21 protein-coding genes are annotated in these 23169 nt (G+C 69.2%); 4 read left to right on the top strand and 17 right to left on the bottom strand.

Translation table 11 applies throughout. The features are described 5' to 3' along the window. Positions 1 to 3: 3 nt before the first annotated feature. Positions 4 to 2232 (bottom strand): protein-disulfide reductase DsbD family protein, encoded by a 2229-nt coding sequence (locus MJ602_RS08160; protein WP_243020314.1) that lies wholly within the window; start codon positions 2230 to 2232, stop codon positions 4 to 6. Between the two features lie 136 nt (positions 2233 to 2368). Here MJ602_RS08160 and MJ602_RS08155 point away from each other — a divergent pair, with 136 nt between their 5' ends. The 3 genes from MJ602_RS08155 to MJ602_RS08145 are packed head-to-tail and all read left to right on the top strand — an operon-like array spanning position 2369 to position 4080. Next, positions 2369 to 2881, top strand: coding sequence for a DUF1569 domain-containing protein (locus MJ602_RS08155; protein ID WP_243020313.1), 513 nt, complete (start codon positions 2369 to 2371; stop codon positions 2879 to 2881). Further along, a complete protein-coding gene (locus tag MJ602_RS08150; protein ID WP_243020312.1) occupies positions 2881 to 3222 on the top strand; it encodes a hypothetical protein in 342 nt (113 codons plus the stop codon). The genes MJ602_RS08155 and MJ602_RS08150 overlap by 1 nt, the downstream gene beginning before the upstream one ends. A 15-nt stretch (positions 3223 to 3237) precedes the next feature. Then, positions 3238 to 4080: a creatininase family protein gene (locus MJ602_RS08145; RefSeq protein ID WP_243020311.1), complete on the top strand. Its 843-nt coding sequence runs from the start codon at positions 3238 to 3240 to the stop codon at positions 4078 to 4080. Between the two features lie 25 nt (positions 4081 to 4105). Here MJ602_RS08145 and MJ602_RS08140 read toward each other — a convergent pair whose 3' ends face one another. From MJ602_RS08140 to MJ602_RS08090, 11 genes are all read right to left on the bottom strand, one after another. Further along, a complete protein-coding gene (locus MJ602_RS08140; RefSeq protein WP_243020310.1) occupies positions 4106 to 4777 on the bottom strand; it encodes a response regulator in 672 nt (223 codons plus the stop codon). Further along, complete coding sequence (locus tag MJ602_RS08135; protein ID WP_243020309.1) at positions 4758 to 6248, bottom strand: sensor histidine kinase; 1491 nt, start codon at positions 6246 to 6248, stop codon at positions 4758 to 4760. Before MJ602_RS08135 ends, MJ602_RS08140 begins: the two co-directional genes overlap by 20 nt. A gap of 39 nt (positions 6249 to 6287) precedes the next feature. Further along, positions 6288 to 7511 carry a serine hydrolase domain-containing protein gene (locus MJ602_RS08130; protein ID WP_162015112.1) on the bottom strand — a complete coding sequence of 408 codons (1224 nt, stop codon included), beginning with the start codon at positions 7509 to 7511 and terminating at the stop codon, positions 6288 to 6290. Between the two features lie 102 nt (positions 7512 to 7613). Continuing rightward, positions 7614 to 8285 (bottom strand): histidine phosphatase family protein, encoded by a 672-nt coding sequence (locus MJ602_RS08125; RefSeq protein ID WP_162015113.1) that lies wholly within the window; start codon positions 8283 to 8285, stop codon positions 7614 to 7616. A 68-nt stretch (positions 8286 to 8353) separates the two neighbouring features. Further along, positions 8354 to 9319, bottom strand: a complete 966-nt coding sequence (locus tag MJ602_RS08120; RefSeq protein WP_243020308.1) for a threonine dehydratase — start codon at positions 9317 to 9319, stop codon at positions 8354 to 8356. An 8-nt stretch (positions 9320 to 9327) separates the two neighbouring features. Further along, positions 9328 to 10020 carry a VOC family protein gene (locus MJ602_RS08115; protein WP_243020307.1) on the bottom strand — a complete coding sequence of 231 codons (693 nt, stop codon included), beginning with the start codon at positions 10018 to 10020 and terminating at the stop codon, positions 9328 to 9330. Then, positions 10017 to 10880, bottom strand: coding sequence for a PhzF family phenazine biosynthesis protein (locus MJ602_RS08110; protein ID WP_243020306.1), 864 nt, complete (start codon positions 10878 to 10880; stop codon positions 10017 to 10019). The genes MJ602_RS08115 and MJ602_RS08110 overlap by 4 nt, the downstream gene beginning before the upstream one ends. Before the next feature lie 52 nt (positions 10881 to 10932). Then, positions 10933 to 11796 carry a PhzF family phenazine biosynthesis protein gene (locus tag MJ602_RS08105; RefSeq protein ID WP_243020305.1) on the bottom strand — a complete coding sequence of 288 codons (864 nt, stop codon included), beginning with the start codon at positions 11794 to 11796 and terminating at the stop codon, positions 10933 to 10935. A 40-nt stretch (positions 11797 to 11836) separates the two neighbouring features. Next, positions 11837 to 13021: an aminotransferase-like domain-containing protein gene (locus MJ602_RS08100; RefSeq protein ID WP_243020304.1), complete on the bottom strand. Its 1185-nt coding sequence runs from the start codon at positions 13019 to 13021 to the stop codon at positions 11837 to 11839. A gap of 106 nt (positions 13022 to 13127) precedes the next feature. After that, on the bottom strand, positions 13128 to 14054 hold the full coding sequence (locus MJ602_RS08095) for a DMT family transporter (protein WP_423246698.1): 927 nt from the start codon (positions 14052 to 14054) through the stop codon (positions 13128 to 13130). A gap of 69 nt (positions 14055 to 14123) precedes the next feature. Next, entirely contained in the window at positions 14124 to 14723 is a 600-nt protein-coding gene (locus tag MJ602_RS08090; protein WP_162015119.1) for a LysE family translocator, read from the bottom strand. Between the two features lie 115 nt (positions 14724 to 14838). On the opposite strand from MJ602_RS08090, the gene MJ602_RS08085 reads away from it, so the two are divergent. Further along, complete coding sequence (locus tag MJ602_RS08085; RefSeq protein WP_243020303.1) at positions 14839 to 16302, top strand: aminotransferase-like domain-containing protein; 1464 nt, start codon at positions 14839 to 14841, stop codon at positions 16300 to 16302. A gap of 41 nt (positions 16303 to 16343) precedes the next feature. On the opposite strand, the gene MJ602_RS08080 is transcribed toward MJ602_RS08085, so the two are convergent. The 5 genes from MJ602_RS08080 to MJ602_RS08060 form a co-directional block, all read right to left on the bottom strand. Then, the gene (locus MJ602_RS08080) at positions 16344 to 17579 is read right to left on the bottom strand and encodes an HDOD domain-containing protein (RefSeq protein WP_243020428.1); all 1236 of its coding nucleotides are present in this window, start codon (positions 17577 to 17579) and stop codon (positions 16344 to 16346) included. Further along, on the bottom strand, positions 17579 to 18832 hold the full coding sequence (gene flgL / locus MJ602_RS08075; RefSeq protein WP_243020302.1) for a flagellar hook-associated protein FlgL: 1254 nt from the start codon (positions 18830 to 18832) through the stop codon (positions 17579 to 17581). Before flgL ends, MJ602_RS08080 begins: the two co-directional genes overlap by 1 nt. 20 nt (positions 18833 to 18852) lie before the next feature. Further along, entirely contained in the window at positions 18853 to 20805 is a 1953-nt protein-coding gene (gene flgK / locus MJ602_RS08070) for a flagellar hook-associated protein FlgK (protein ID WP_243020301.1), read from the bottom strand. A gap of 195 nt (positions 20806 to 21000) precedes the next feature. Further along, a complete protein-coding gene (gene flgJ, locus MJ602_RS08065; RefSeq protein WP_243020300.1) occupies positions 21001 to 21912 on the bottom strand; it encodes a flagellar assembly peptidoglycan hydrolase FlgJ in 912 nt (303 codons plus the stop codon). Between the two features lies 1 nt (position 21913). After that, the gene (locus MJ602_RS08060) at positions 21914 to 23056 is read right to left on the bottom strand and encodes a flagellar basal body P-ring protein FlgI (RefSeq protein ID WP_243020299.1); all 1143 of its coding nucleotides are present in this window, start codon (positions 23054 to 23056) and stop codon (positions 21914 to 21916) included. Between the last annotated feature and the right edge of the window lie 113 nt (positions 23057 to 23169).

Genomic DNA, 23169 nt, shown 5'->3' with positions numbered 1-23169 from the left:
AAATCAGAGCACGGCCAGCGCCGCCCGCAGCTCCGACACGCTCAGGATCTCGCTCATCACCACCGGTGTGCGGCCAGGCGCCACGAGCACGTACACCGGCACGCCGTTGCGGCCCAGGTCGGCCAGGGCGGCGGTAATGGCAGGGTCGCGCCGCGTCCAGTCGGCGCGCAACAGGGTCACGCCCTTGGCCGCAAAGTCGGCCAGTACCTGCGCATCGGCCAGTGCATTGCGCTTGTTGTACTGGCAGGTGATGCACCAGGCGGCAGTGAAGTCGATGAACACCGGCTTGCCTGCCGCCGTCAGGTCCTGTACCTGCTGGGCCGACCAGGGCTGCCAGTCGGCGCCGGCAGCGGCCTGCCCCGTGGCAGGTACCGCTGCCAGGGCAGGGCGGGTGATGTGCGGCCCGATACTGCCCGCCAGCCAGGCGGTCAAGGCCAGCAGCACCGTGGCCAGCACCGTCCGGCTGCGCCCGCGCAGCGTCAGCGCCCACACCAGGCTGCTGCCTGCCACCAGCAGCGCCAGCAGCGCGCCTGCGCCGTCGATGCCGCTTTGCTGGCCCAGCACCCACACCAGCCACACCACCGTGGCAAACATGGGGAAGGCCATGGCGCGACGGAACGTGTCCATCCAGGCGCCGGGGCGCGGCAGCCAGCCCGCCACCGCAGGCACCCAGGCTGCCAGCAGGTAAGGCAGGGCCATGCCCACGCCCAATGCGCCAAACACAGCCAGCGCCTGCAGTGCGGGCAGGCCCACGGCAAACCCCAGCGCCGCCCCCATGAAGGGCGCGGTGCAGGGCGAGGCAATCGCCACAGCCAGCATGCCGGTGAGGAAAGCGTCGGCCGCCGGATGGCGCGCCTGCAGCGTGGCCACGCGGCTGGGCAGGAACTGGCCGAACTCGAACAGGCCTGCCAGGTTCAGCCCGATGAGGGTGAACAGGCCTGCCAGCAGCGCCACCACGGCAGGCGACTGGAGCTGAAAGCCCCAGCCCAGTTGCTCACCCGCCGCGCGCAGCGCCAGCAGCAGTCCGCCCAGCGCCAGGAAAGACAGCACCACGCCAGCGGTGTAGGCCAGGCCACCCACGCGCTGGGCGGGCAGGTGGTTGCCGTGGCGGGCAAAGCCCATGACCTTGATGGCCAGGACCGGGAATACGCAGGGCATGAGGTTGAGCAGCATGCCGCCCAGCAAGCCCCCCAACAGGGCGAACCAGAAGCTGCCACCCGCGGGCGCTGGAGCGCCGCCGGGAGGCTGCGCCGCCGCCTGGTTGGCTTGCAGCGCCGCCGCCAGTGCGGGCGAGACCTCGGCGGTGGTGGCGCTCGCCCAGGCGCCCTCGATGGCTGCGACGGTGTGCCAGCCCTGCGGACTGCCGGAATCCTGGGCGGCCGATGGCTGCGCAGGGGCCAGCACCAGGGGCAGTTGGGTGGGCGCCTTGCCGCGCTCGGGCGACAGCGGCAGGCTGGCCGTCCAGGTGTTGCCTTCCCAGGCCTGGGTCCAGTCCTTGCCCTCGACGGCCGCCGGGATCAGAACGGCAGGCGTTTCCGGGAACACCTCCAGCTTCTGTCCGCGCAGTGCCTCGGGCAGGCCTTGCACGCTGAGTTTGAGGCGTTCGCCCTCCACGCGCACTTGGCTGCTGCCCTGCAGCGGCACGGGCTGCGCGGCCTGGGCCTGCGCGAACGCAGCGGCATGCATGGCGGTGGTGCCCTGGATGGGGAGGTCCAGCACCAACCGACCTTCTTCGGGGATGCACTCGACGCGGCAGGCCAGCCAGGTGGCGTGCAACCCGATGCGCACCGTGCCCATACCGCCAGGGGCGGGCGGCAGTTCCTGGGGCATCTTCAGCGGAGCCACCAGCAGCACTTCACCGTCATAGCCGTAATTGGCCAGTCGGCCGATGCGGAACAGGCGCGGAACGGGCCAGGCGATCTCGCCCGCGTCCATGCCGGGGGGCAGCTCCCAGCGCAGTTCGGTGGGCAGGCCGGAGTCGCCGGGGTTCTTCCAGTAGGTGTGCCAGTCCTTCTGGTGCGCAATGCGCAGGCCCAGCCACGCCAGTTTGCCCGGCCCCAGGCCCTCGGGCGCGTGGGCAATGAGTTCGGCCCGCACCTGCGGGCTGCTGACCACGCTGCCCGTGGCGGCGGCCGGTTTGTTGCTGAATTGGGCGTTTGCGCTCGTCCATCCTGCGGCAGCAGCTATGAAAACAAGAGCAGTGAGACAACGGTGAAGGCTGAAGCGGGACATGGTCGTCCTGTGGGAGCGCAGCGGCGCGCTTTGGTTCCGGGGCTGAACGCGGGGGTAGGCGCCCGCCGCTCAGGCCGTATTGTCGGTCAGCGGCCGCCGCGAGCGAGAACAAGTGCGAAGCCTTACCATGCGCGGCATGAAACGACGCACCCTTTTGCAGGCGCCGCTGGCGCTGACGCCCCTGGCGGCATGGGCCGACTTGCCCAAAGTGGACAACCTGGCAGATGCCCTGCGTTGGCTTGACCGCGTGGCGGCCGCCAAGGGCGCACGCACCACCGGCGCCTGGCCCCTGCCGGCCGTGCTGGAGCACCTGGCGCAGAGCATCGAGATGAGCCTGGACGGCTATCCCCAGCCGCGCAGTGCGCTGTTCCAGAACACCCTGGGCGCGGCGGCCTTCGCCGTCTTCCAGTGGCGCGGCCGCATGAGCCACGGGCTGGACGAACCCATCCCCGGTGCGCCCCCACTGGCGCTGCCCGGTGACCTGACCGCCTCAGTGGCACGGCTGCGCGCGGCCATTGCGCGCTTCGATGGGCACAGCGGAGCGCTGGCGCCGCACTTTGCCTACGGCCGGTTGGACAAGGCGCAGTACGCCCGGGCGCACGCCTTCCACATTGCCAACCACCAGGACGAGATCGTTCTGCCCGCCTGATGGCGACCGACCCTGCCGTTGCAAACACCCCCCCGTCCCACGTGCAGCGCGCCTGGGCCGGACTGCTGCGCCACGCCGGGGCCGGGCTGCTGGTGCTCACCGTGGGCCTGGCCGTGCTGGCCTGGAGCACCTGGCAACTGCGCTGCGAGAGCTTTGGCTGCACCTTCGTGGGCGTGATCTGGGTGGTGCTGGCCGGGCTGTGGGCCGTGGTGCTGGTGATGGCGCTCGCATTCGGCGCGGCCCAGCGGCGCCGGGGGGTGGGCACCCGCTCCACTGCCTGGGCGCTGGGCCTGCTGCTGGCGCTGGGCGCGGGGCACTTGCTGTACTGGCTGCTGCACTGAACTACCATGGCGGGCATGACCGCAGCCGCCTTCTCCCTGCCCTCGCGCTTCTGGGCCGAGCTCACCACGCGCGATTTCGCACAACTGCAGGCCAGCCCCCTGGCCGCGCAGACCGTGGCCGTGCTGCCCGTGGCCGCCATCGAGCAGCACGGGCCGCATTTGCCGCTGAGTGTCGATGCCACGCTGCTCCAAGGCGTGATCGATGCGGCCCTGCCCCTGTTGCCCGAGCCCTTGCCGGCGTTGTTCCTGCCGCCGCAGGTGGTGGGCCTGAGCACGGAGCACCTGGCCTACCCCGGCACGCTGTCGCTGTCGCCCGCCACGGTGATCGCGCTGTGGACCGAGATCGGCGCCTGCGTGGCGCGCGCTGGGGTGAAGCGGCTGTTGCTGCTCAACGGCCACGGAGGCAACGTGGCGGTGATGGACATCGTGGCGCGTGAGCTGCGCCAGCACCACGGCCTGCTGGTGTACAGCAGCAGTTGGTTCAGCCTGCCCCAGCCGCCCGAGGTGCAGGCCTTGTTCAGCGCCGAGGAGCAGCGCTTTGGCATCCACGGCGGGGCGGTGGAAACCTCGATGATGCTGCACCTGGCACCCGCCACGGTGCGCATGGAGCACGCAGCACAGTGGCGCTCCAGCTCACAGGACCGGGCTGCGCAGCATGCAATGTTGGGCGACGGCAAGAGCGCCAAGATGGGCTGGGCCATGCAGGACTACCACCCCGCAGGAGCCGTGGGCGATGCCCGTGCAGCCAGCGCCGACAAGGGCCGCGCCCTGGTCTTGGCGGCGGCGCAGGCGCTGGCCCAGTTGCTGCAAGAGCTGCACGCGCTGCCCGCGCAGACCCTGGCCCCCGCGCCTGGGTGATCTCATCGCCCTGCGGGCACGGCTGTCACTGGTGGGTGCCTTGGCTCACCAGCGCATACCCCACGCCGCGCAAGGTGCAGATGCGTTGGCTGCCCAGTTTTTGGCGCAGGCCGTGGATCTGGTACTCGATGGCGCCATCGCTGAGCGTCTCCCCCAGCCCCCACACTCTGTCCATCAGGGTCTCGCGGGACACCGCACGGCCCCGTGCCAGGGCCAGTTCCCGCAGGATGGCGGCTTCGCGCGGCGTCAGCGCAATGGTCTGGTCGGCAATGCTCACCTGCGCGGTGACTTCGTCCAGACACAGATCGCCCACCTGCCAGCGCTGCTGGGTGTGGCCGCCGCTGCGGCGAATGAGGGCCTGGACGCGTGCGATCAGCTCCTCGGTGGCAAAGGGCTTGATGACGTAGTCGTCGGCACCGCTGCGCAATGCTTTAAGGCGGTCGGCCAGCGCGTCCCGTGCCGTCATCACCAGCACCGGGGTTTGGATGCGCGCGCTGCGCCACTCGGTCAGCAGCAGTTGGCCGTCCCCGTCGGGCAGCGTCAGATCCAGCAAAATGCAATGTAGGTTGCCCTGCGCCGCGTGGCTGCGGGCCTGTTGCGCATGGCGCACCCAGACCGTGGGCCAATGGGTGGCCTGCAGGGATTGCTGCAGCGCGCGTCCCAGGTCCAGGTCGTCTTCAACGAGCAAGATGGCCATGGTTATTCAAGGGAATTCGGATGCAAAAGCGGGCACCGCCCAGCGCGGGGCTGGCGTCCAGGGCCACGCTGCCGTGGTGCGCTGCGGCCACGCGCTCCACAATGGCCAGCCCCAGACCGCAGCCGCTGATGCCGTCGCTGTGCGGGCCTCTTTCAAAGCGCTGGAACACCCGCACACGGTCCTGCGCGGCAATGCCAGGCCCGCTGTCTTCCACCGCAATCAGGGCCTGCGGTGGTTCTGCCGCCAGGCGCACGCGCACCTGCGATCCCGGTGGGGTGTAGCGCAGCGCGTTGTCCACCAGGTTGTCCAGTGCTGCGGCCAGGGCGGGCGCGTCTGCGGGTGCCCACAGCTCGGTGGGTGCGTCCAGATCCAGCGTGTGTTGCGAAAGGGCCGTGCGCGAGGCCTGCATGGCAAGGGTGTCGCGCAGCAAGGCGGCCAGGTCGGTCCGGTGCAGGGCGGTAGCCTGTGGGCCCAGGGTGACCGTGTGGTCCAGGCGTGCCAGGGTGAGCAGCTTGTCCAGCACATTGGCAGCGCGTTCGACGCCGCCTTGCAGGGCTTGCAGGGCGGCAGCGCGCTGCCCAGCGGACGATGCCATGGTCAAGGCATGCGCCTGTGCGTTGATGGCTGCCAGCGGGGTGCGCAGCTCGTGGGCTGCGTCGGCAAAGAAGCCATGCTCTGCGGCGCGCAGCGAGCGCACCCGGGCCAGCAGCGCATTGAGGGCGTGCACCATGGGCGCGAGTTCGACGTGGGGTGGGGCGTTTGCCAGCTCGGTGGTCTCTTGCGGGTCGCGCTGCGACAACTGGCGTGCCAGTTGCGCCAGCGGTTGGAGCCCCAGCCGCATGGCCAGCCACAGCGCCGCAAAAACGGTGGCAACGATCACCATGGTCGTGGGCAGCATGCCCTTGAACGTCCGGTCCAGCAGCCGCGTGGTGACCTGGCTGGACTGGGCGAACACGGCATAGAGCTGCTGCGCAGGGTCCCAGGCGGCCAGCAGGATCCAGCCCGGGTGCTCTGACCGCTCGCTCGTGGACAGGCTGCCGGGTGGGAAGTCCGGCAGGCTGTCCCGGTTGGCGGAGCGTGCGAGCAAGCGGCCGTCTTTGTGCCACACCTGCCAACCCAGTTCGTCCGGCGAGATCGCAGTGTCCGCCGTTTCCAGGTGCAGGGCGGTGATGTGCTCTGCCGCCGCAGCGATGCCATCGGGCGTGGGGTTCAGGCTGCTGGTGCGCGCCAGGGCCTGGGCCAGCAGCTTGAGGTCGGTGTCCAACCCCCCATTGCCGCGCGCGAGCAGCAGCATGAGGGTCAGCGACAGCAGCACCGCCAGCAGCGCGCCAAACACCAGCAACTGCACGCCCAGCAGCCGCTTGAACAGGGACGGGCGCAGCAAGGCGCTGCCCTGCAGGCGCGCGCAGGCAGCCCATGCCTGGGTCCGCAGGGAACCATGGCGCGGTGGCTGGGGCGCAGGGGTGGTCATGCGGTGCATTGTGTCGCACGGTGTGCGCTGCGGCAGGGGTCAGCGGCGGTAGTGCCGGCGCATGCCTTCCATCAGCGCGATCAAAGCGGTGCTCACCCACGGGCTGCCGCCGCCTTCGGCGCAATTGGCCCAGAGGTGGCCGCCGCCCAGGCCATCCCAGTCCACCCACGCCAGCGACTGGAATCCCAAGGTGCTGCCGTCATGGACCAGCATGGGCGTGGCCACGCGTTTGCGGGCGATCCAGCCCATGAGGTACTCCTCGTCCTGGGCTGCGCGCAGGGCGCCCAGATAGCTGGCGGGCAAGGGGGTGGGCTGGCCCGCCATGGCGCGCATGTGCCATTGCAGCCACAGGCCATAGTCGGCTGCGCTGAGGTGCAGCGAGGTTCCCGCAGGCGCCATCAGACGCGTGAGGATGTCGGCCAGCGGGTCGGACGGCTGGTGGACGCTCAGTTTTCCGGGGCTGCCGAAATGGCCGGCCACCGGCAGGCTGTCGCCAGTGAAGGGGTCGCGCCAGGGGTGCTGCATGCCCAGGGGGCGTGCCAGCTGCGTGGTGAACAGGTCTTCGTAGCGCTGGCCCGTATGGGCCTCCACAATGGCGCCCACCACCGTGTATCCGGCGTTGGAATAGGCATAGTCAACGCCGGGCCGGATCCCGGCCAGGGGCGCCTGGGCCAGCACCCAGCGCGCGAACAACTGGCGCTGCGCAGCCACGTTGTCAGGGATGTCCTCCCCGAAACTGTTTTCCAGGGCCTCGACATCGGCGCCGCTCTGGAACGCCATCAAGCCGCTGCGGTGCGCCAGCAATTGGCGCAAGGTGACGCTGCGGTACACCGGCCGCATGTCTGCCGCCAGCGCAGGCAGCATCTGCTCCAGCGTGGACTCCCAGCGCAGGCGGCCGCTGTCCACCAGGCGCGCGGCCAGTGCGGCCGTCATGGCCTTGGTGGTGGAGCCAATGGCAAACGGATCGCTGGCCTGCACGCTGCTGGCCTGGCCCAGGCGCCGAACCCCCGCCGTGCCCAGCTGTGGGGGCTGCGAGGCTGTGCCTTCAAAGTACTGGCACAGCGCGCCGACGATGCCTTGGGCCACCGCCGCCTTGGCGGCCTCTTGGGCGCTGATGTCTGCGGGGCCAGAGGGCGGGTCGTCGTCACCGCCGCCACAGCCGGTCAGCAGGCCACCCAGGCACGCGGGTGCAACGCCCAGCGCCGCCAGAAACCTGCGCCGATGAAGGGAAGTACGGGGAGAACGGGGAACAAGATCGAGCATGAAAAGCGCCTCCAAACGATGGTGGCGCCATGGTCGGCCCGCAAGCTTTGGATTGGCTTTGGACGCTGCCGCCCAGGTGGCGGACGGCTCGATGCTCCGGTTTCAGGCGTGGGTGACCAACGAGGCATGCTCCGCAGCATGCAGGTGCGGCAGGGTGTTGAAGGTTTGCAACATCAGCCGCTTGGGGCTCACGCTGAACTCGGTGACGGCGCTGTTGCGGATGCGCATGTTCAGTGCAATGGTCACCTCGGGCGCGGTGCCCAGCACTTCACCCACGGCGGTGGAGATGGGGCCGCCGCTGCTGACCAGCAGCACGTTCTGGTCAGCGTGGTCGCGGCGCACCTGGTCGAGCACGCGGCGCACACCGAGTGAGAAGTCCTCCCAGCTCGGCATGCCCTGGGGGCTGATGACGCCGGCCATCCACTGCGCAATGGCGTCGCACAGCAGGCGGAAGTGGTGGCGGTACAGCTCGGGCGTATTGGGTTTTTGCAGCGGCTCGGTATGGATGGCGCGGATCAGCGCCAGGCTGTCGTATTCGTCCAGGCTGGGCAACACCTGCGGCGCAGGCAGGCCGGGCAGACCCTGGGCGATGCCGTCCAGGGTTTGCGCATGGCGGCGCAGCGTGCCCATGAGCACGGTGTCAAAGCGCTGGCCGTGCGCAAGCCAGTGCGCGCCCAGGCGCTGCGCTTGCTGCAGACCCAAGGGGCTGAGTTGGTCGTAGTCGTCTGCGCCAAACGAGGCCTGGCCGTGGCGCACGAGGTAGAGCGTTCCCATGGGGCGCGATTGTGGCGGCGCAGGTGGCTGCCGCCTTGTCACGCAAGCGACGGGGGCGCGGCATTGCCTTACCGCGACAACACTTCGCTGAACACGGGCGCATCCACATTGCCCCCCGTGAGTGCCAGGCCCACGCACTGCCCGCGCAGGCTACCTTGCTCCTGCAGCGCGGCGGCCAGGGCGGCGGCGCCTGCGCCTTCGGCAACGTTGTGTGTGTCGGTGAACAGGGCGCGCATGGCGGCGGCCACTTCGGTGTCGCTGACCTGCACCACATGGTCCAGGTGCGGGATCAGCATGTCCAGCGCCGCCTGGTCGGCCACGCGGCAGGCCATGCCATCGGCCAGTTGCGTGGTCACCGGTGCTTCGATCACCCGGCCTGCGGCGATGGAGTCGGCGTAGGTGGTGGCGTGGCGGCTCACCACGCCCACGATGCGCACGCCGTGGCCCAGCGCACGCTTGGCGGCAATGGCTGAGCAGGCGCCCGAGCCCTGGCCGATGGGGACATAGACCACATCGAGTTGCGGTACGGCGCGCAGGAATTCCCACCAGTAGGTGGCCACGCCGCGCAGCAGGTCGGGGTGGAAGCTGGGCACCATGTGCGCGCCGCGCTCCTGGGCCAGGTGCAGGGCGTGCTCGCGCGCTTCCTGGAAGTCATCGCCATGCTCGACGAGCGTGACGCCCAGTGCGCGCATGGCAGCGTTCTTCTCCAGCGAGTTGCCGCGCGGCACGACGATGGTGCAGGCCACGCCATGGCGGCGCGCGGCCCAGCCCATGCTCTGGCCGTGGTTGCCGCGTGTGGCGCTGATGACCTCGCGTGGCAGCGGGCCGCGGCGCGCGAGCTGGTCGAAATAGGTCAGGCCGCCTCGGATCTTGAAGGCACCCACGGGTGTGTGGTTCTCGTGCTTGAGCCAGCACTCGGTGCCCAGGCGTTCGCTCAGCAGGCCCCAGCGGTACTGGGGCGTGGGGGGGAAGTCGCGGTACACCACTGTGGCGGCGGCTTCGATGTCGGCAAGGGATGGGAGCAGGTGGGTCATGGGGGGCATCAAGAGGTCAGGGTCACCAGGCCATGCGGCGTGGCCAGCGTGGCGCGCAGACAGGGCTGCGCAGCGGCTTGCACGGCCGCCTGCCCGTCCAGGCCCATGGCCTGGCAGGCTGCAGTCAGGGTGGGGGCCTGGGGGTGACGTAGTTCCAGCGACTGCAGGCGTACGCTGCTTTCGGGCAGGGCATCGCAGGGGTGCTGTGCGCCCCATTCGATGAGCGTGGGCAGGCAACCGTCCAGCAGGCGTTGGCCGTCCGGGCGCACGGTGATGCGCCATTGCAGCAGGCCCTGGGGCGTGGCGCGGCTGGCGCTGAGGATCTCGCCGCGCTCCAGGCCTTGCGCGGCCAGTGCAGCGCAGGCGGCTGCCGCATCGGGCACGGCGGCCACCCAGTGGATCAGCCGGGGGCCGTGCTGTGCCACCTGGGCTTGCAGGGCCTTGCAATCCATATCAAACCAGCGCTTTGCGCCCGTGGGTATTGCGGGAGTAGCTATTGGATTGATAGCAATAATCTCCAGGTAGGCGCGCGGGTGTGCCGGGCCGCTGAGCTGCAACAGCCGGTTGTGCGTGCCCATGAGCGGGTGCTCGCCCCCGGCGGCCGGGGCCACGCCCAGCGTGTGCTCGCACCAGGCGGCGCCACTGGCCAGGTCGGTGGCCAGCACCACCAGGTGGTCCACGCAGGGTGCGCGGGGGATCACAGGCGGACTTCGCCGCGCATGCAGGTGACGGCCTGGCCGCCAACCCAGGTCTGGGCGCCTTCCTGGTCCACATGCACGCGCCCGGCGCGGCCCAGGGCTGTGCCCTGGCTGACCACGTAGCTGCGGGGTGCCAGGTGGGCAGGGATGAGCCACTGCGCCAGTGCGGCGTTCAGGCTGCCGGTGACCGGGTCCTCGGCCAGGCCGTGGTTGCCGGGGAAGAAGGCGCGCACTTCAAAGGCGCAGCCGTCGGCGGCCTGGCGTGCGGCGCTGCGCGGGCCCACCACGCCGATGGACAGCCCGCCCAGCGTGGCGGGGTCGGGCCGCAAGCCCAGCACCTGCTCGGCAGAGCGCAGCAGCACGGCGCGCCAGTGCGGGCCGTTGTGGCACCAGGCGTGGTGCACGATGTCGCTGCGCGCCACCCCCAGGCCGCGTGCAATGCGTTCCACATCCACCTCGTCCAGGGGGCCGCTCTGGATCAGCGGTGGCGCGGCAAAGGCCAGGCGCTCGCCGTCCTGGCGCAGCGTGACCAGGCCCACGCCGCATTCCTGCACGACGCGACCAGGCGTGCGCGGTTGCCCACCCGCCTGCAGCCAGGCATGGCAGGTGCCCAGCGTGGGGTGGCCCGCAAAGGGCAACTCGGCGCCGGGGCAGAAGATGCGCACGCGGTAGTCGGCCCCGGCGGCGCGGCCCTCGGGCGTGGGCGGCAGCACAAAGGTGGCTTCGGACAGGTTGGTCCAGTTGGTGAACTGCTGCATGGCCTCGGTGGCCAAACCTTCTGCGTCCAGCACCACCGCCAGGGGGTTGCCCAGGTAGGGGGTGGCGGTAAAGACATCGACTTGCTGGAACGGGCGCTGGCGCATGGAGGCTCCTGTGGCAATAGGGGGGGAAAGACGTCAGATTGTGAACACGTTCTCAGAGCAGGGCCGTGCCCTGGATGCAGGTCACACTCTGGCCCCCCACCCAGACCTGGCCTTGCTCGTCCTGACGGATGTGCACGCGCCCGGCGCGGCCCAGGCGTTCGCCCTGGGCCACCAGGTAGCGCTGCGGCGCCAGCCCTTCGGCAATGAGCCACTGCGCCAGGCTGCCGTTGAGGCTGCCGGTGACCGGGTCTTCGGGGTTGCCCATGGGCGCGGCAAAGGCGCGCACGGTCACACCGGGGCGGCTGGTGTCGCTGGCGCTGGGGGCCACGTGCACCACGCCCACGTCCTGGCCCAGGTCCTTGAGGCGGGCATGGTCGGGTTGCAGGCCCAGCACCAGTTCGGCGCTGGGCAGCAGCAGTGCCAGCCAGCGCGGTCCGTTGTCCAGCACCTGGGCTGCCAGCACCTGCTGGGGCCGCAGGCCCAGCGCGCCGGTCACCAGCGCCAGCAGCGCGGGGTTGGGGGCGCTGCGTTGCATGGGGGGCGCAGCAAAGGCCAGCAGCCCATCGCTTTGCTCGATGCGCACGAGGCCGCCCGCACATTCCTGCACGATGGAGCCCGGCACGCGCGGGGAGCCACCGGCTTTCAGCCAGGCATGGCAACTGCCCAGTGTCGGGTGGCCGGCAAAGGACAGCTCGCCGCCCGGGCTGAAGATGCGCACGCGGTAGTCGGCCCCAGCGGCCAGGCCCGCCTCGGTGGGCGGGAGCAGGTAGGTGGTTTCCGACAGGTTGGCCCAGGTGGCAAAACGCTGCATGTCGGCGTCGCTCAGGCCCTGGGCGTCCAGCACCACGGCCAGCGGGTTGCCGTCGCCCGGGCGCTGGCTGAAAACGTCGATCTGCTGAAAGGCGCGTTCGGGCATGGGCGTGGCTCCTGGGCTGGCGGTGAGTGGCGTGGGTCGGTCAGGCCAGCTGGGCGGCGCGGATGGTGGCGGCCAGTGCGGCAATGCCGGTGTCGATCTGGGCGGCGCTGGCCGTCACGAAGGACAGGCGCAGCGTGCGCGCGTCCGCCTGGTCGGCATAGAAGGCGGCACCGGGCACAAAGGCCACGTTGCGCTCCACGGCCTGGGGCAGCAGTGCGGTGGCGTCCAGGCCTTCGGGCAGGCGCAGCCACAGGAACATGCCGCCCTGCGGGCTGTTCCAGTGCACGCCCAGGCCGGCCATCTCGCGCTCCAGCGCGGCCAGCATGGCGTCGCGCTGCTGCTTGTAAAGCGCGCGGATGGTGGGCACATGGCGGTCGAGGAAGCCGCCCTTGAGCACCTCGGCCACCATGCGCTGGTTGAAGCCGGGGGTGTGCAGGTCGGCCGCCTGCTTGGCCTGCAGCAGTTTGGGGAACACCGCCTTGGGCGCGACCACATAGCCCAGGCGCAGGCCCGGTGCCAGCACCTTGGAGAACGAGCCCAGGTAGATGCAGCCCTCGGGGTTGCGCGCCGTCAGCGGGCGCGGCGGCGGGTTGTCGAACCACAGGTCGCCGTAGGGGTTGTCCTCGATCAGCGGCAGGTCCAGTGCGGCGGCCTTCTCCACCAGCGCGGCGCGGCGCGCTTCGCTCATGGTGCGGCCTGTGGGGTTCTGGAAGTTGGGCAGCACGTACAGGAAGCGCGCCTTGTCGGCGCCGCTGCCCACCTTGGCGGGCAGCTCGTCCACGACCACGCCTTCATCGTCGCTGGCCACAGCGGCCACCTGAGGCTCCATGGGCGTGAAGGCCTGCAGCGCGCCCAGGTAGGTGGGTGTTTCCACCAGCACGCGGCTGCCGGTGTCGATCAGCACCTTGGCCACCAGGTCCAGGCCTTGTTGCGATCCGGTGGTGATCAGCACCTGGGCAGGGTCCACGTCCCAGGGCAGTTGTTCGGCAATGGCCTCGCGCAGCGGGCCGTAGCCCTCGCTGGCGGCGTACTGCAGTGCGCTGGCGCCGTCGTGGCCCAGCACCACTTCGCAGGCCTTGGCAAAGGCATCGACCGGGAAGGTCTTGGGCGAGGGCAGGCCGCCAGCCAGGCTGATGATGCCGGGCTTTTCGGTGACCTTGAGGATCTCGCGGATCACCGAGGGGTTCATCTTGGCGGCCCGAGCGGCCAGGGTCCAGTGGGTCATTGCAATCATCTCCAGTTGAGGGTGCGCTGAGGGTGGGCGCAGGTTCGAATTTGCGGCCATTGTGTAGCCGACCTGCAAGCTTAACCTTGGCGCGGAAAAATAGGATTCAGGGTTTGCCACGCACGGGCATGCGCCTTCCTGCCAAAACGGTAGCCATCACTGCCAGGCCGAAGCCCAGGCTCACAGCGTCCAGGCGCTCACCCAGCAGCGGCACGGCAAACAGCATGCCCAGGAAGGGCTGCACCAGTTGCACCTGGCTCACGCGCACCGTGCCGCCCAGCGCCAGGCCGCGGTACCAGGCGAAAAAGCCCAGCCACATCGAGAATACCGCCACGTAGCCGAACGCGGCCCAGGCCGAGGCGGGCACGGGCGCTGCGGGCCAGGACAGCAGCCCCAGCGGCAGCGTGGCGGGCAGCGAGATCACCAGCGCCCAGCAGATCACCGTGTCGGCACGCAGGTGCTGCGACAGGCGTGCGCCGTAGCCATAGCCCACGGCGGCGCACAGCACGGCGCCCAGCAGCAGCAGGTCGGCCGGGTGCAGCGCCAGCCCTGCCGTGCCCGAACGCAGCAGTGCAAAACCCACCACCAGTGCCGCGCCCAGCAGCGCGCAGGCCCAGAAGCCCCCCGAGGGGCGCTGGCGGTGCAGCAGTGCGCCCACGGCGGCGGTGGCCAGCGGCAACGCGCCCACGATCACGCTGGCATGCACGGCGCCCACATGGCGCATGGCGATGGAGCTGAGCAACGGAAACCCGAACACCACACCCAACGCGGTGAGGGCCAGCGGCCCCCAGTCGGCCCGGCGCGGCAAGGGGGCACGCTGCGCGATGAGCAGCAACGCGGACAGCACCCCGGCCACCGCAGCACGCCCCATGGCGATGAACAGGCCCGACATCAACGGCGCCTCGGGCGTGCCCACGGCCAGGCGCGTCATGGGCAGTGTGAGGGCGAAGATCGCCACGCCCAGCAGGCCCAGGGCCAGGCCCCGGGTTTCTTGTCGGTGCAGGCTGTAGGCCTGGGCAGGGCCAGGGCGCAGGGCGCAGGGGGGCGCTGGCGGGGGGCGAGGTGCGCATGGCGGGCTCCGGGCGGTGGTGGGGTGGACGGGTCAGGCGGTCGTCATCCAGGCGGCGGTGGCGGTCAGCACGCCGGCCATGGCGCGGTTGAACCACAGCAGGCGCCGACCCTGGGCCAGCCACTGGCGCAGCAGCGCACCGGTGGCTGCATAGGCCAGGTTGCTGAAAAATGCGAACAGCAGCATCACCGGCAGCACCACGGCCAGGCGCTGCAGCGCGTCGGGGCGCCCGGCGATCCAGCCCGCCACGATGGTCAGCGCCAGCAGCCAGGCCTTGATGTTCACGAACTGCAGCAGCGTGCCCTGCCAGAAGCCCACGTCCAGGCGCGCGCTGTCGGCAGCGGCCAGACTTGCCGTCTGGCTCAGTTTCCAGGCCAGCCACAGCAGGTAGCCAATGCCCACGGCCTTGATCGCCAGGCGCAGCATGGGCGCTGCCAGCACCAGCGCACCCACCCCGCCTGCGCACAGCAGCAGCAACGCAGACCAGCCCACGGGCACGGCGCAGACAAAGCGCATGGCGTGCGGCAAGCCCCGGTTGGCCGCCAGTGCGGTGGACAACGTGGTGTTCGGGCCGGGCGAGAAGCTCATGGCCGTGGCGAGCAGCAGCAGGGCGGTGAATTCGGACAAGGGCATGGGTTGTGTCGAACAGTTGCATGCACTGTAGGGCCAATTTCCGCTACAGTTCCAGCACAGTTTTTCTGACAAATCACCGAACTGTGCTGGTGCACAGGGCGGTACAGCTTGCGCCATGCTCATCAAAAGCCCCCACCGCACCCTCACCGACCAGCTCGCCGAGCGCTTTGCCGAACGCATCCGCTCGCGCCTGCTGCCTGCCGGTTCGCGCCTGCCCTCGGTGCGCGACTGCGCGCGCCAGCAGGGTGTGAGCCCCTACACCGTGGTGGCCGCCTACGACCAGTTGCTGGCCCAGGGACTGGTGGAGGCACGGCGTCAGCGTGGCTTCTATGTGCGGGATTTGACACAAAATCGGGCTGCAGGGCAATATGGACAAGCGCAAAATGCTATCAAATCAGTAGCAAATGAGACGGAGCGGCCGGAGCCTTTTCCTCTGCCCTCGGGTTCGCAAATCCATGCCACGGCGCTGATCCGGGGCATGTTCCACCAGGGCTCGGGCAAGCCCCAGCCCGGTGCGGGCGTGCTGCCACCGCAGTGGCTGGAGGAAGCGCGCTTCATGCCGGCCGCGCTGCGCAAGATCACCGCCGGGCGAGCACTGGCCTCGGGTGCGCTGAACTATGGTGAACCCCAGGGCGATGCGGGCCTGCGCCAGGTGCTGGCACGCCGCCTGGCTGATCTCAACATCCCGGTGCACCCCGCGCAGATCATGACCACCGTGGGCGCCACGCAGGCGCTGGACATCGTGAGCCGCACGCTGCTCAAGGCGGGTGATCCGGTGATGGTCGAGGAGCCCGGCTGGTCGGTGGAGTTTGCCCGGCTCGATGCCCTGGGCATGCGCGTGCTGCCCGTGCCGCGCCGCGCCGAGGGCCCCGACCTGGAGGTGATGGCGCGCTACTGCGAGGCCCATGCGCCCAAGTTGTTTGTGAGTGTGAGCGTGCTGCACAACCCGACCAGCTACTGCCTCACGCCCGGCAGCGCGCACCAGGTGCTGCAACTGGCGCAGCGCCACGGCTTTCATATCGTCGAGGACGACACCTACAGCCACATCGCGCCGGAGCACGCCACGCGCCTGTGCGCGCTCGACGGCCTGCAACGCACCATCTACGTGAGTGGTTTTGCCAAGATCCTGGCGCCGAGCTGGCGCGTGGGCTACCTCGCCGCACCCGCCGAGCTGTGCGAGCGGCTGCTCGACACCAAGCTGCTGTCCACATTGACCACCCCCTCGGTGCTGGAGCAGGCCATGGCGCTGTGCATAGACCAGGGCCAGCTGCGCCGCCACGCCGAGCGCATCCGCCTGCGCCTGGCCCAGGCGCGCGAGCGCAGCGTGCGCCTGGCGCTGCAGGCAGGCTGCCGCTTCGTGGCGGAACCTGCGGGCCTGTTCGGCTGGGTGGACACCGGGGTGGACACCGATGCACTCGCTCAGCGCATGCTGGATGAGGGCTATCTGCTCGCCCCTGGGGCGTTGTTCCACTCCAGCCGCCAGCCCAGCACGCTCATGCGCATCAATTTCAGCACCACGCAGGATGCCGCGTTCTGGTCCGTGTTCGAACGCATCCGCGACCAGATGCCTGCGGCATGAAACCCGCGCGGGCAGCCGCGCAAGGGCCGCCTCGCCGCGCCTCAGGCGGGAGTGCCCCTTCGTGTACTTGCCAGGGTCCGCAGCAGGATGCGGTTGATGTCCTCCTGCTCCATCTCGTGGTCCGTGCAGAGCTGGTGGATGGCGCTGGCGTCATCGGTCTCCAGGGCGCGGGCCATTTGCAGGCAAGGGGCGTAGGGGCCGTGGTTCATGACGATGGCGTCAAACACCCGGTCGGACAGGGGAATGCGGTGCAGGATGGTGCCCACCGGTTCGCCCAGCAAATCGTCCAGTTGCGACAGCAGGCCGCACAGGTACACCTCGCTGCGCAGCTCGTGCTGCAGGCCGGGCTCGATGAGTTGCTCCATCAGGCGTGCGCGCAGCACCATGGACTCGCGCACCGGGCGCAGGTCGGCCTCGGTGCTGGCGTGCGGGAGCTGGTCGCCCAGCCACTTGCGGATGGAGCCATAGCCCATCATCACCAGGCCACGGCGCAGCGAGTCGATGCCCGTACGCAAGCCCAGCGAGGCCGAGTTGGTATAGACCATGAAACGGTAGGCCAGCAGCGGGTCTTCGCCCAGGATGCCCTCGAACACGTCGAGCGACTGCTCGGCGTCGATGGCCTTGAGCAGCTTGAGGATGGTGGCATGCGCCGGCTGCATGGGCTGGTGGCGCAGGCTGTAGAGCACGTCCTCCTTGGGCCAGCCAGCCAGGGCCACGGCGCGGTGTTCATCCAGGCAGTGGGACATGAGCGCACGGCTGGCAATGTCTTCGTACATCTGCCCGTCCACCACCGGGCTGGTGCCATGCCCTGGGGGATGGGGTGCACCAGGGCGGGGTGGGGGCGATGCCTGCAGCGCTGCCATGGCTTCTTCGGGTTGCAGGCTCAGCAGGCTGTTGTCGAAGCAGCGGGCCACCTCGGGCTCGGGCAGGCGACCCAGCGGCCCGCGCCACACCAGCCGCAGGCCGCGCTGGTGGGCGGCCTGCACCTGGGCAAACAGGGCCGAATCGCCCAGCCACTGGCCGGGCACCAGAATCCAGGGGCTGCCGCGCGGTGCGTGTTCCAGCAGGTCGCTCAGCAACTGGCGTGACAGCGGCGAGATGAGCAGTGGCGGTGAGCTGGCGGACCACATTTCCTGCACGGTGCGCAGCAGGTGGGGCGCATCCACGCCCACGGCGGCTGCCTCGCGCACGTACAACTGCACACCGGCCAGCGAACGCGCTGCACCCCACAAAGGGCGGTAGCCCAGAACCAGACTGCCAAGGACGGATTGCACTATCAGGAAATGAAGTTGAACAGCGACATCTTCTGAACCATGGAGTAGGACTTGAGCGCTGCCTCGTAACCCACCTGCTGGTTCTGGAAGTCCGAGATGCCCTTGATCATATCCAGATCTTCTGCCCTTGAGCGGTCGCCTTCGAGCTGCGTGGAGCGGGTTTCCTGGTTGCCCGTGATGCGGTCGGCCCGGTTGAGCAGTTCGCCCGCGTAGCCGCGCACTGCCTGCATGCGCTCCAGGCCGCGGTCGATGTTGGCCAGCGCCTGGCCCACGGCCTGCGCTGCGGCATTGCTGTGGGGGGAGCCGCCAATCTCACGCACGGCGGTGTCCATCACGCTGAACACGCTGGAGCTGGGCTCCAGGGTCACGGTGTCGCCGTTGGCGGGCGTGCCCTTGATCTCGAAGCTCAGGCCAGGGATGGTGGTGATGCCAATGGTCACTGGCTTGTCGGCCGGGAAGTCGGGCACGGTCACCGGCGGCAGGCTCACGGCCGTGGTGGTGTTGGTGATGGTGTAGGTGGCGGTGAGCGTGCCCGGTGTGGCCCCTGGTCCCACGCCGCTGAAGACGACCTGGTAGTTGTCGCCCGTCACCAGCGAGGGGTCGGTGGTGGTGATGGCGGTGGTGCCAAACTGCCGATCCGGCGGCGTGGTGCTGATGCTGGCGTGGTACACGCCATCGCGCTGGGGGCGGAACATGAAGGCCGCATCGCCATCGAGCGTGAGCGGGATGGACACGGTGTCTGCGGCCGACTGGCCGGGAAGGCCCTCAAAGCTGTAGTCCGGCGGCGGTGCCAATGGTCCCAGGAAGGGCTGCAGCGCGCTGCCCAGGCTGTTGAACAGGGGCAGTCCGTTGGTGTCCTTGCGGTTGGCCACGTCGATGAACTGGTCGCGCAGGCTTTGGATTTGCTGGGCAATGGTCTTGCGGTCATTGGGGGTCAGCGTGCCGCTGCCCGCCTTGACCATGAGTTCGCGCATTTCCTGCACCAGGTTGACGGCATCGCCCAAAGAGCCTTCGGCCTGGGCGATGGCATTGCGCTGCACTTCCAGTGCGCGCTGCTCGGTCTGGATGCGGGTGATGCGGGTGAGCGCGCGCTCGGCCTGGGCGGCGGCCACCGGGTCGTCGCTGGGGCGCACCACGCGCTTGCCCGAGGTCAGGTTGTCCTGCAGGCCCACCAGGCTGGAATGGCGCTCACCCAGGTTGCGCAGGGCGTTGTCGTACATGTTCGCGGTACCGACGCGCATGAATGTGTTGCTCATGTCAGTGCTCCTTGCGCGGGTCAGCGGCCCATGCTGGAAATCAGGCTGTCAAAGACGTTCTGCGCAATCTGGATCATCTTGGCAGAAGCCTGGTAAGCCTGCTGGTATTGGATCAGACGCGCGGCCTCTTCGTCCAGATTGACGCCGGAGACGGCGGTGCAGTCGCCTTCGAGCTGGGCGGCGATCTTTTCAGACACCTGGGCGGCAAACTGCGCGCTCTGCGTGCGTGTGCCCACCTGCGCCATCAGGCCGGCGTAGCCGTCGGCCAGGGTCGCGTCGTCAAACATCTTCACGTCGCGCAGGCCCAGCAGTGCACTGGCGTTGCCTGCATTGCGCTTGTACCAGTCGCCGTAGGCGGGATTCAGCGCATTGCCGATGACCACGGTGTCCCCCGCCGCCGGGCTGCCGCTGAGCGTGATGGACCAGCCCGTGGGAGGCACGGCCGTGTCGTAGTTGATGGGTTGGCCCGACACGTAGTTGTGCACCACGGCGCCCGTGTCCGAGCGCGTGTAGGTGTTGGGGCCGGTGAAGGTCAGCGTCACCGGCACCGTTGCTCCGGGCGGGTTGGTGAGCGCCTTCAGGCTCGCCATCTTGAGCTGCCCGGTGTTGTTGGGGCCCAGCGTGGCGTTGACCGGGCTGGCCGCCGCCAGGTCGCGCGGCGAATACACCATGGAGTCGATGTTGTTGGCCGCGCCCTGCAGCGAGTTGATGAGGAAGCGATCGCCCGCCACCGGTGCACCGGTGATGGTCAGCGCCAGCCCCTGGTCGGCAAACAGGGCGTTGAGGCTGGTGTAGCCTGGCGGCGGCAGCGCCGGGCCGAATTCAAAGTACTTGCCGTCCGACAGGCGCTGCACGCTGCCTGCGTTGGCGGCCGTGAAGCTGATCTCGTAGTTGGATGCAGCCAGCCGCGTGGGGTCGGACACGGCCAGTCCAATGGTGGCGCCGGAGACATTGGTGCTGGCGCCGCGGGCATCGGCCAGTGCGATGGGGGTGAACAGGTTGCCGCCCACCTGGCCATCCAGCGTCAGGCCCAGCCGGTGCTGGGTGTTCATCGATTCGCTGATCGCGACGGCCATGCGGCCCAGCAGGTTGCGACCCTCGGCCAGGTCGCTGTTGTTGAAGCGCAGCAGGCCCGCCACTTCGCCGCCGCCCAGCATGCCTTCGTTCAGCTCGATGGAGGCGCCCCCAGCGGTATGGAAAACGACCTTCAAATCCCCGCTGCCGGGGTACAGGCTGGCGTTGTCGATGCTGAGGGTGGCGGCCGTGGTGCCCAGCACCAGCGGCTGGCTGGAGGCCACAAACACGCTCATGGTGCCGTCGTCGGCTTCGACCTGTGTGGTCTGCAGGTAGCGGTTGAGGTCGCGGATCAGCGTGTCGCGCTGGTCCAGCAGGTCGTTGGGCGGCTGCCCGGAGCCCTTGGCGCGTGCAATCTGCTCGTTCACCGAAGCCAGGCTTTTGGCAATGGTGTTGATGTCGTTGATCGCGCCGTCCAGTTCGTAGCGTACCGTGGCCTGGATTTCGTCGAGGCGCTCCGCCGCGGTGCGCAAGCGACCTGCGGTTTCGTCGATGCGTGTGAGCACCAGGTTGCGCGCCGACAGGTCCGTGGGCGCGGTGACCACGTCCGAGAAGGCGTTCATCATGTCGTTGATGGCTGCGCCCAGGCCCGCGGTACCACCGGCGAACACGTCCTGCAACTGGTTGAGGCGCGTGGAACGGATCGCATCACCCGCCGACACCGACGCCGCCGAGGCCGCCTGGCGCGTCAGCAGCTCGCTGTGGTTGCGGATGATGGTGTCAACGTTGACCCCCTTGCCGATGTACCCGCCTCCCGTGAACTGGCCCTGCACGGTGGACAGCACCACGCTCTGGCGTGAATAGCCCGGCGTGCTGACGTTGGCAATGTTGTGCCCCGCCGTCTGCAAGGCCACCTGGTTGGCCAGCAGGGCCCGGGCACCGACGTTGAGCAGGCTCATGGTGCTGCCTCCCGGCGATGGGGTTCAAGGTGCCATGGCACTTGCGCCGCCTGCGCCGCATATTGTGGGCGCAGACCAGGCCAGAGCCCCCGCGCAAGGGCCGCCCCGCCGTGCTGGGGGCGTCCTCCTGCCCGCAGCGCGCAGCGCTGCGAGAGCGGGGGGAGGGAGCGTAGCGACATAGGGGGGTGTTCCATATCAAGCCATGGCGCGCAGCGCGCTCTGGATCGCGCCGCTGAGCTTTCTGGCGTACTCGGGATCGGTGGCGTAGCCCGCCTTCTGCAGCGCGGCCGCGTAGGCCACGGCCGAGCCTGTTTTGGCGACGGACTCGGCTTTCTCGTAGCGTGGGCTTTCCTTGATGAGTCGTGCGTAGTCCCGGAACGACTCTTCGTAGGAGTCGTAGGCGCGGAACTTGGCCGTCACCTTGCGTGGTTTGCCATCGATGTACTCGGTGGTGGTCACCTCGGCCACCTTGCCTGTCCAGCCCTTGGTGGCCTTGATGCCGAACAGGTTGAACGAGTCGCTGCCATCGGCCTTCTTGATGGCGCTCTTGCCCCAGCCGGTTTCGTGGCCTGCCTGGCCCAGCATGAAGGCGGCGGGGATGCCGCTCTCCTGCGCCACGCGCTCGGCGGTTCCGCTCAGGTGCTGGACGAAGGCGTCGCGCCCGGCGGGGGCGGGGGTGGTGGTGGTGGTGATTGGGCCGGATGTGGGCGCGTTGTTTTTGAGGGCTCCGCCCAGGCTCAGGGTGGAAGGGGTGGTGGCATGGCTGGCTGCCGCAGGTTCCACGCCCATGGCCTGCGCCAACTGGCGGGCAATGATCTCGGACAGCCCGCCGGGTTGGCCCGACATCTGCACCGAGAGTTGCTGGTCCAGCATGTCCGTGCCCAGGTCGCCATGGGCGCCGTCGAGCAGGCCGGATTTCATGGTGGCCTCGCGCATGCTCTTGATCATCTCGCGCATGAACAGCGACTCGAACTGGCGCGCTGCCTCCTTGGTGGCGGCGGGGTCGTTCTGGGTGGCGTCGCGCTTGAGGTTTTGCAGCGACTGCACGTCCGCCGCCAGCCCTTGGCCAGCGTGCAGGGGGTGCGAGGAGGACAGGGAGAAGGCCATGCTAGATCACCTCCAACTCCGCGTTGAGCGCACCTGCGGCCTTGATGGCCTGCAGAATGGCCAACAGGTCTTGCGGCGTGGCGCCCAGCCCGTTGAGCGCGCGCACCACGTCGGACAACTGCGCCGAAGCTGGCATTTGGATGATGTTGCCCGGGTCCTGGTTGATCTGGATATCGCTTTGCTGTGTGACCACCGTCTGGCCCTGTGACAGCGGTGCGGGCTGGCTGATGACCGGGCGGCTGCTGATGACGATGGACAGGTTGCCGTGCGCAATGGCGCAGGGCCCCAGCGTGACGGCCTGGTTCAGCACCACCGAGCCGGTGCGCGCATTGATCACCACCTTGGCCGAGGGCACCATGGATTCGATGGGCAACTCCTCCAGCTCGGCAATGAAATTGACGCGGGCGTTGGGGTCGTTGGGCGCGCGCACCTGCACCGTGCGTCCGTCCAGGGCCTGGGCACGGCCCTCGCCCATGCGGGCGTTGATGGCCTGCGCCACGCGGCGTGCGGTTTGAAAATCGGATGCGTTGAGCCCGAGCGTGACGCTGTCGCCCTCGTGCAGCGGCGTGGGCACCGAGCGCTCCACCTGCGCCCCTTGCGGAATGCGCCCGGCACTCAGGTGGTTGATCTGCACCTTGCTGCCACCCGAGGACGCGCCCGCGCCACCCACCACCAGGCTGCCTTGCGCCAGGGCGTAGATTTCGCCGTCGGCGCCGCGCAGCGGCGTGGCAATCAACATGCCGCCCTTGAGCGACTTGGCGTTGCCCATGGAGGACACGTTCACATCCACAAACTGGCCCGGTTGCGCAAAGGCGGGCAGTTGCGCCGTCACGATCACGGCCGCCACGTTCTTGAGCTGCAACTGGCCCGTCAAGTTGGGCGGCAGGCTCACGCCCATGTTCTGCAGGTAGTTCTGCAGCGACTGTGTGGTGTAGGGCATCTGCGTGGTCTGGTCGCCCGTGCCGTCCAGCCCCACCACCAGGCCGTAGCCGGTGAGCTGGTTGCTGCGCACGCCCTGCACGGCCGCCACTTCCTTGATGCGCAGCGCCTGGGCGGGCCAGGCAGCGCACAGCGCCAGCACGGCCAGCAGCGGCCAGAGTAGGCGGCGGACGTTCCAGCGGAAGGAGTGGGGCGTGGCTTGCATGGCTTTGATTGTGGGAGCGATGCGGGATTTCTAAAACCCGAAAAGCGGCTCCTTCACCGGCCATTTGGTGCAGTGGCGGGGCTGCTGCCCGCACCCACCTGTTGCCCCAAAAA

This window comes from Simplicispira sedimenti, assembly GCF_022760965.1.
Taxonomy (GTDB): Bacteria; Pseudomonadota; Gammaproteobacteria; order Burkholderiales; family Burkholderiaceae_C; genus Simplicispira; species Simplicispira sedimenti.
This window is presented reverse-complemented; position numbering and strand designations above follow the sequence as displayed.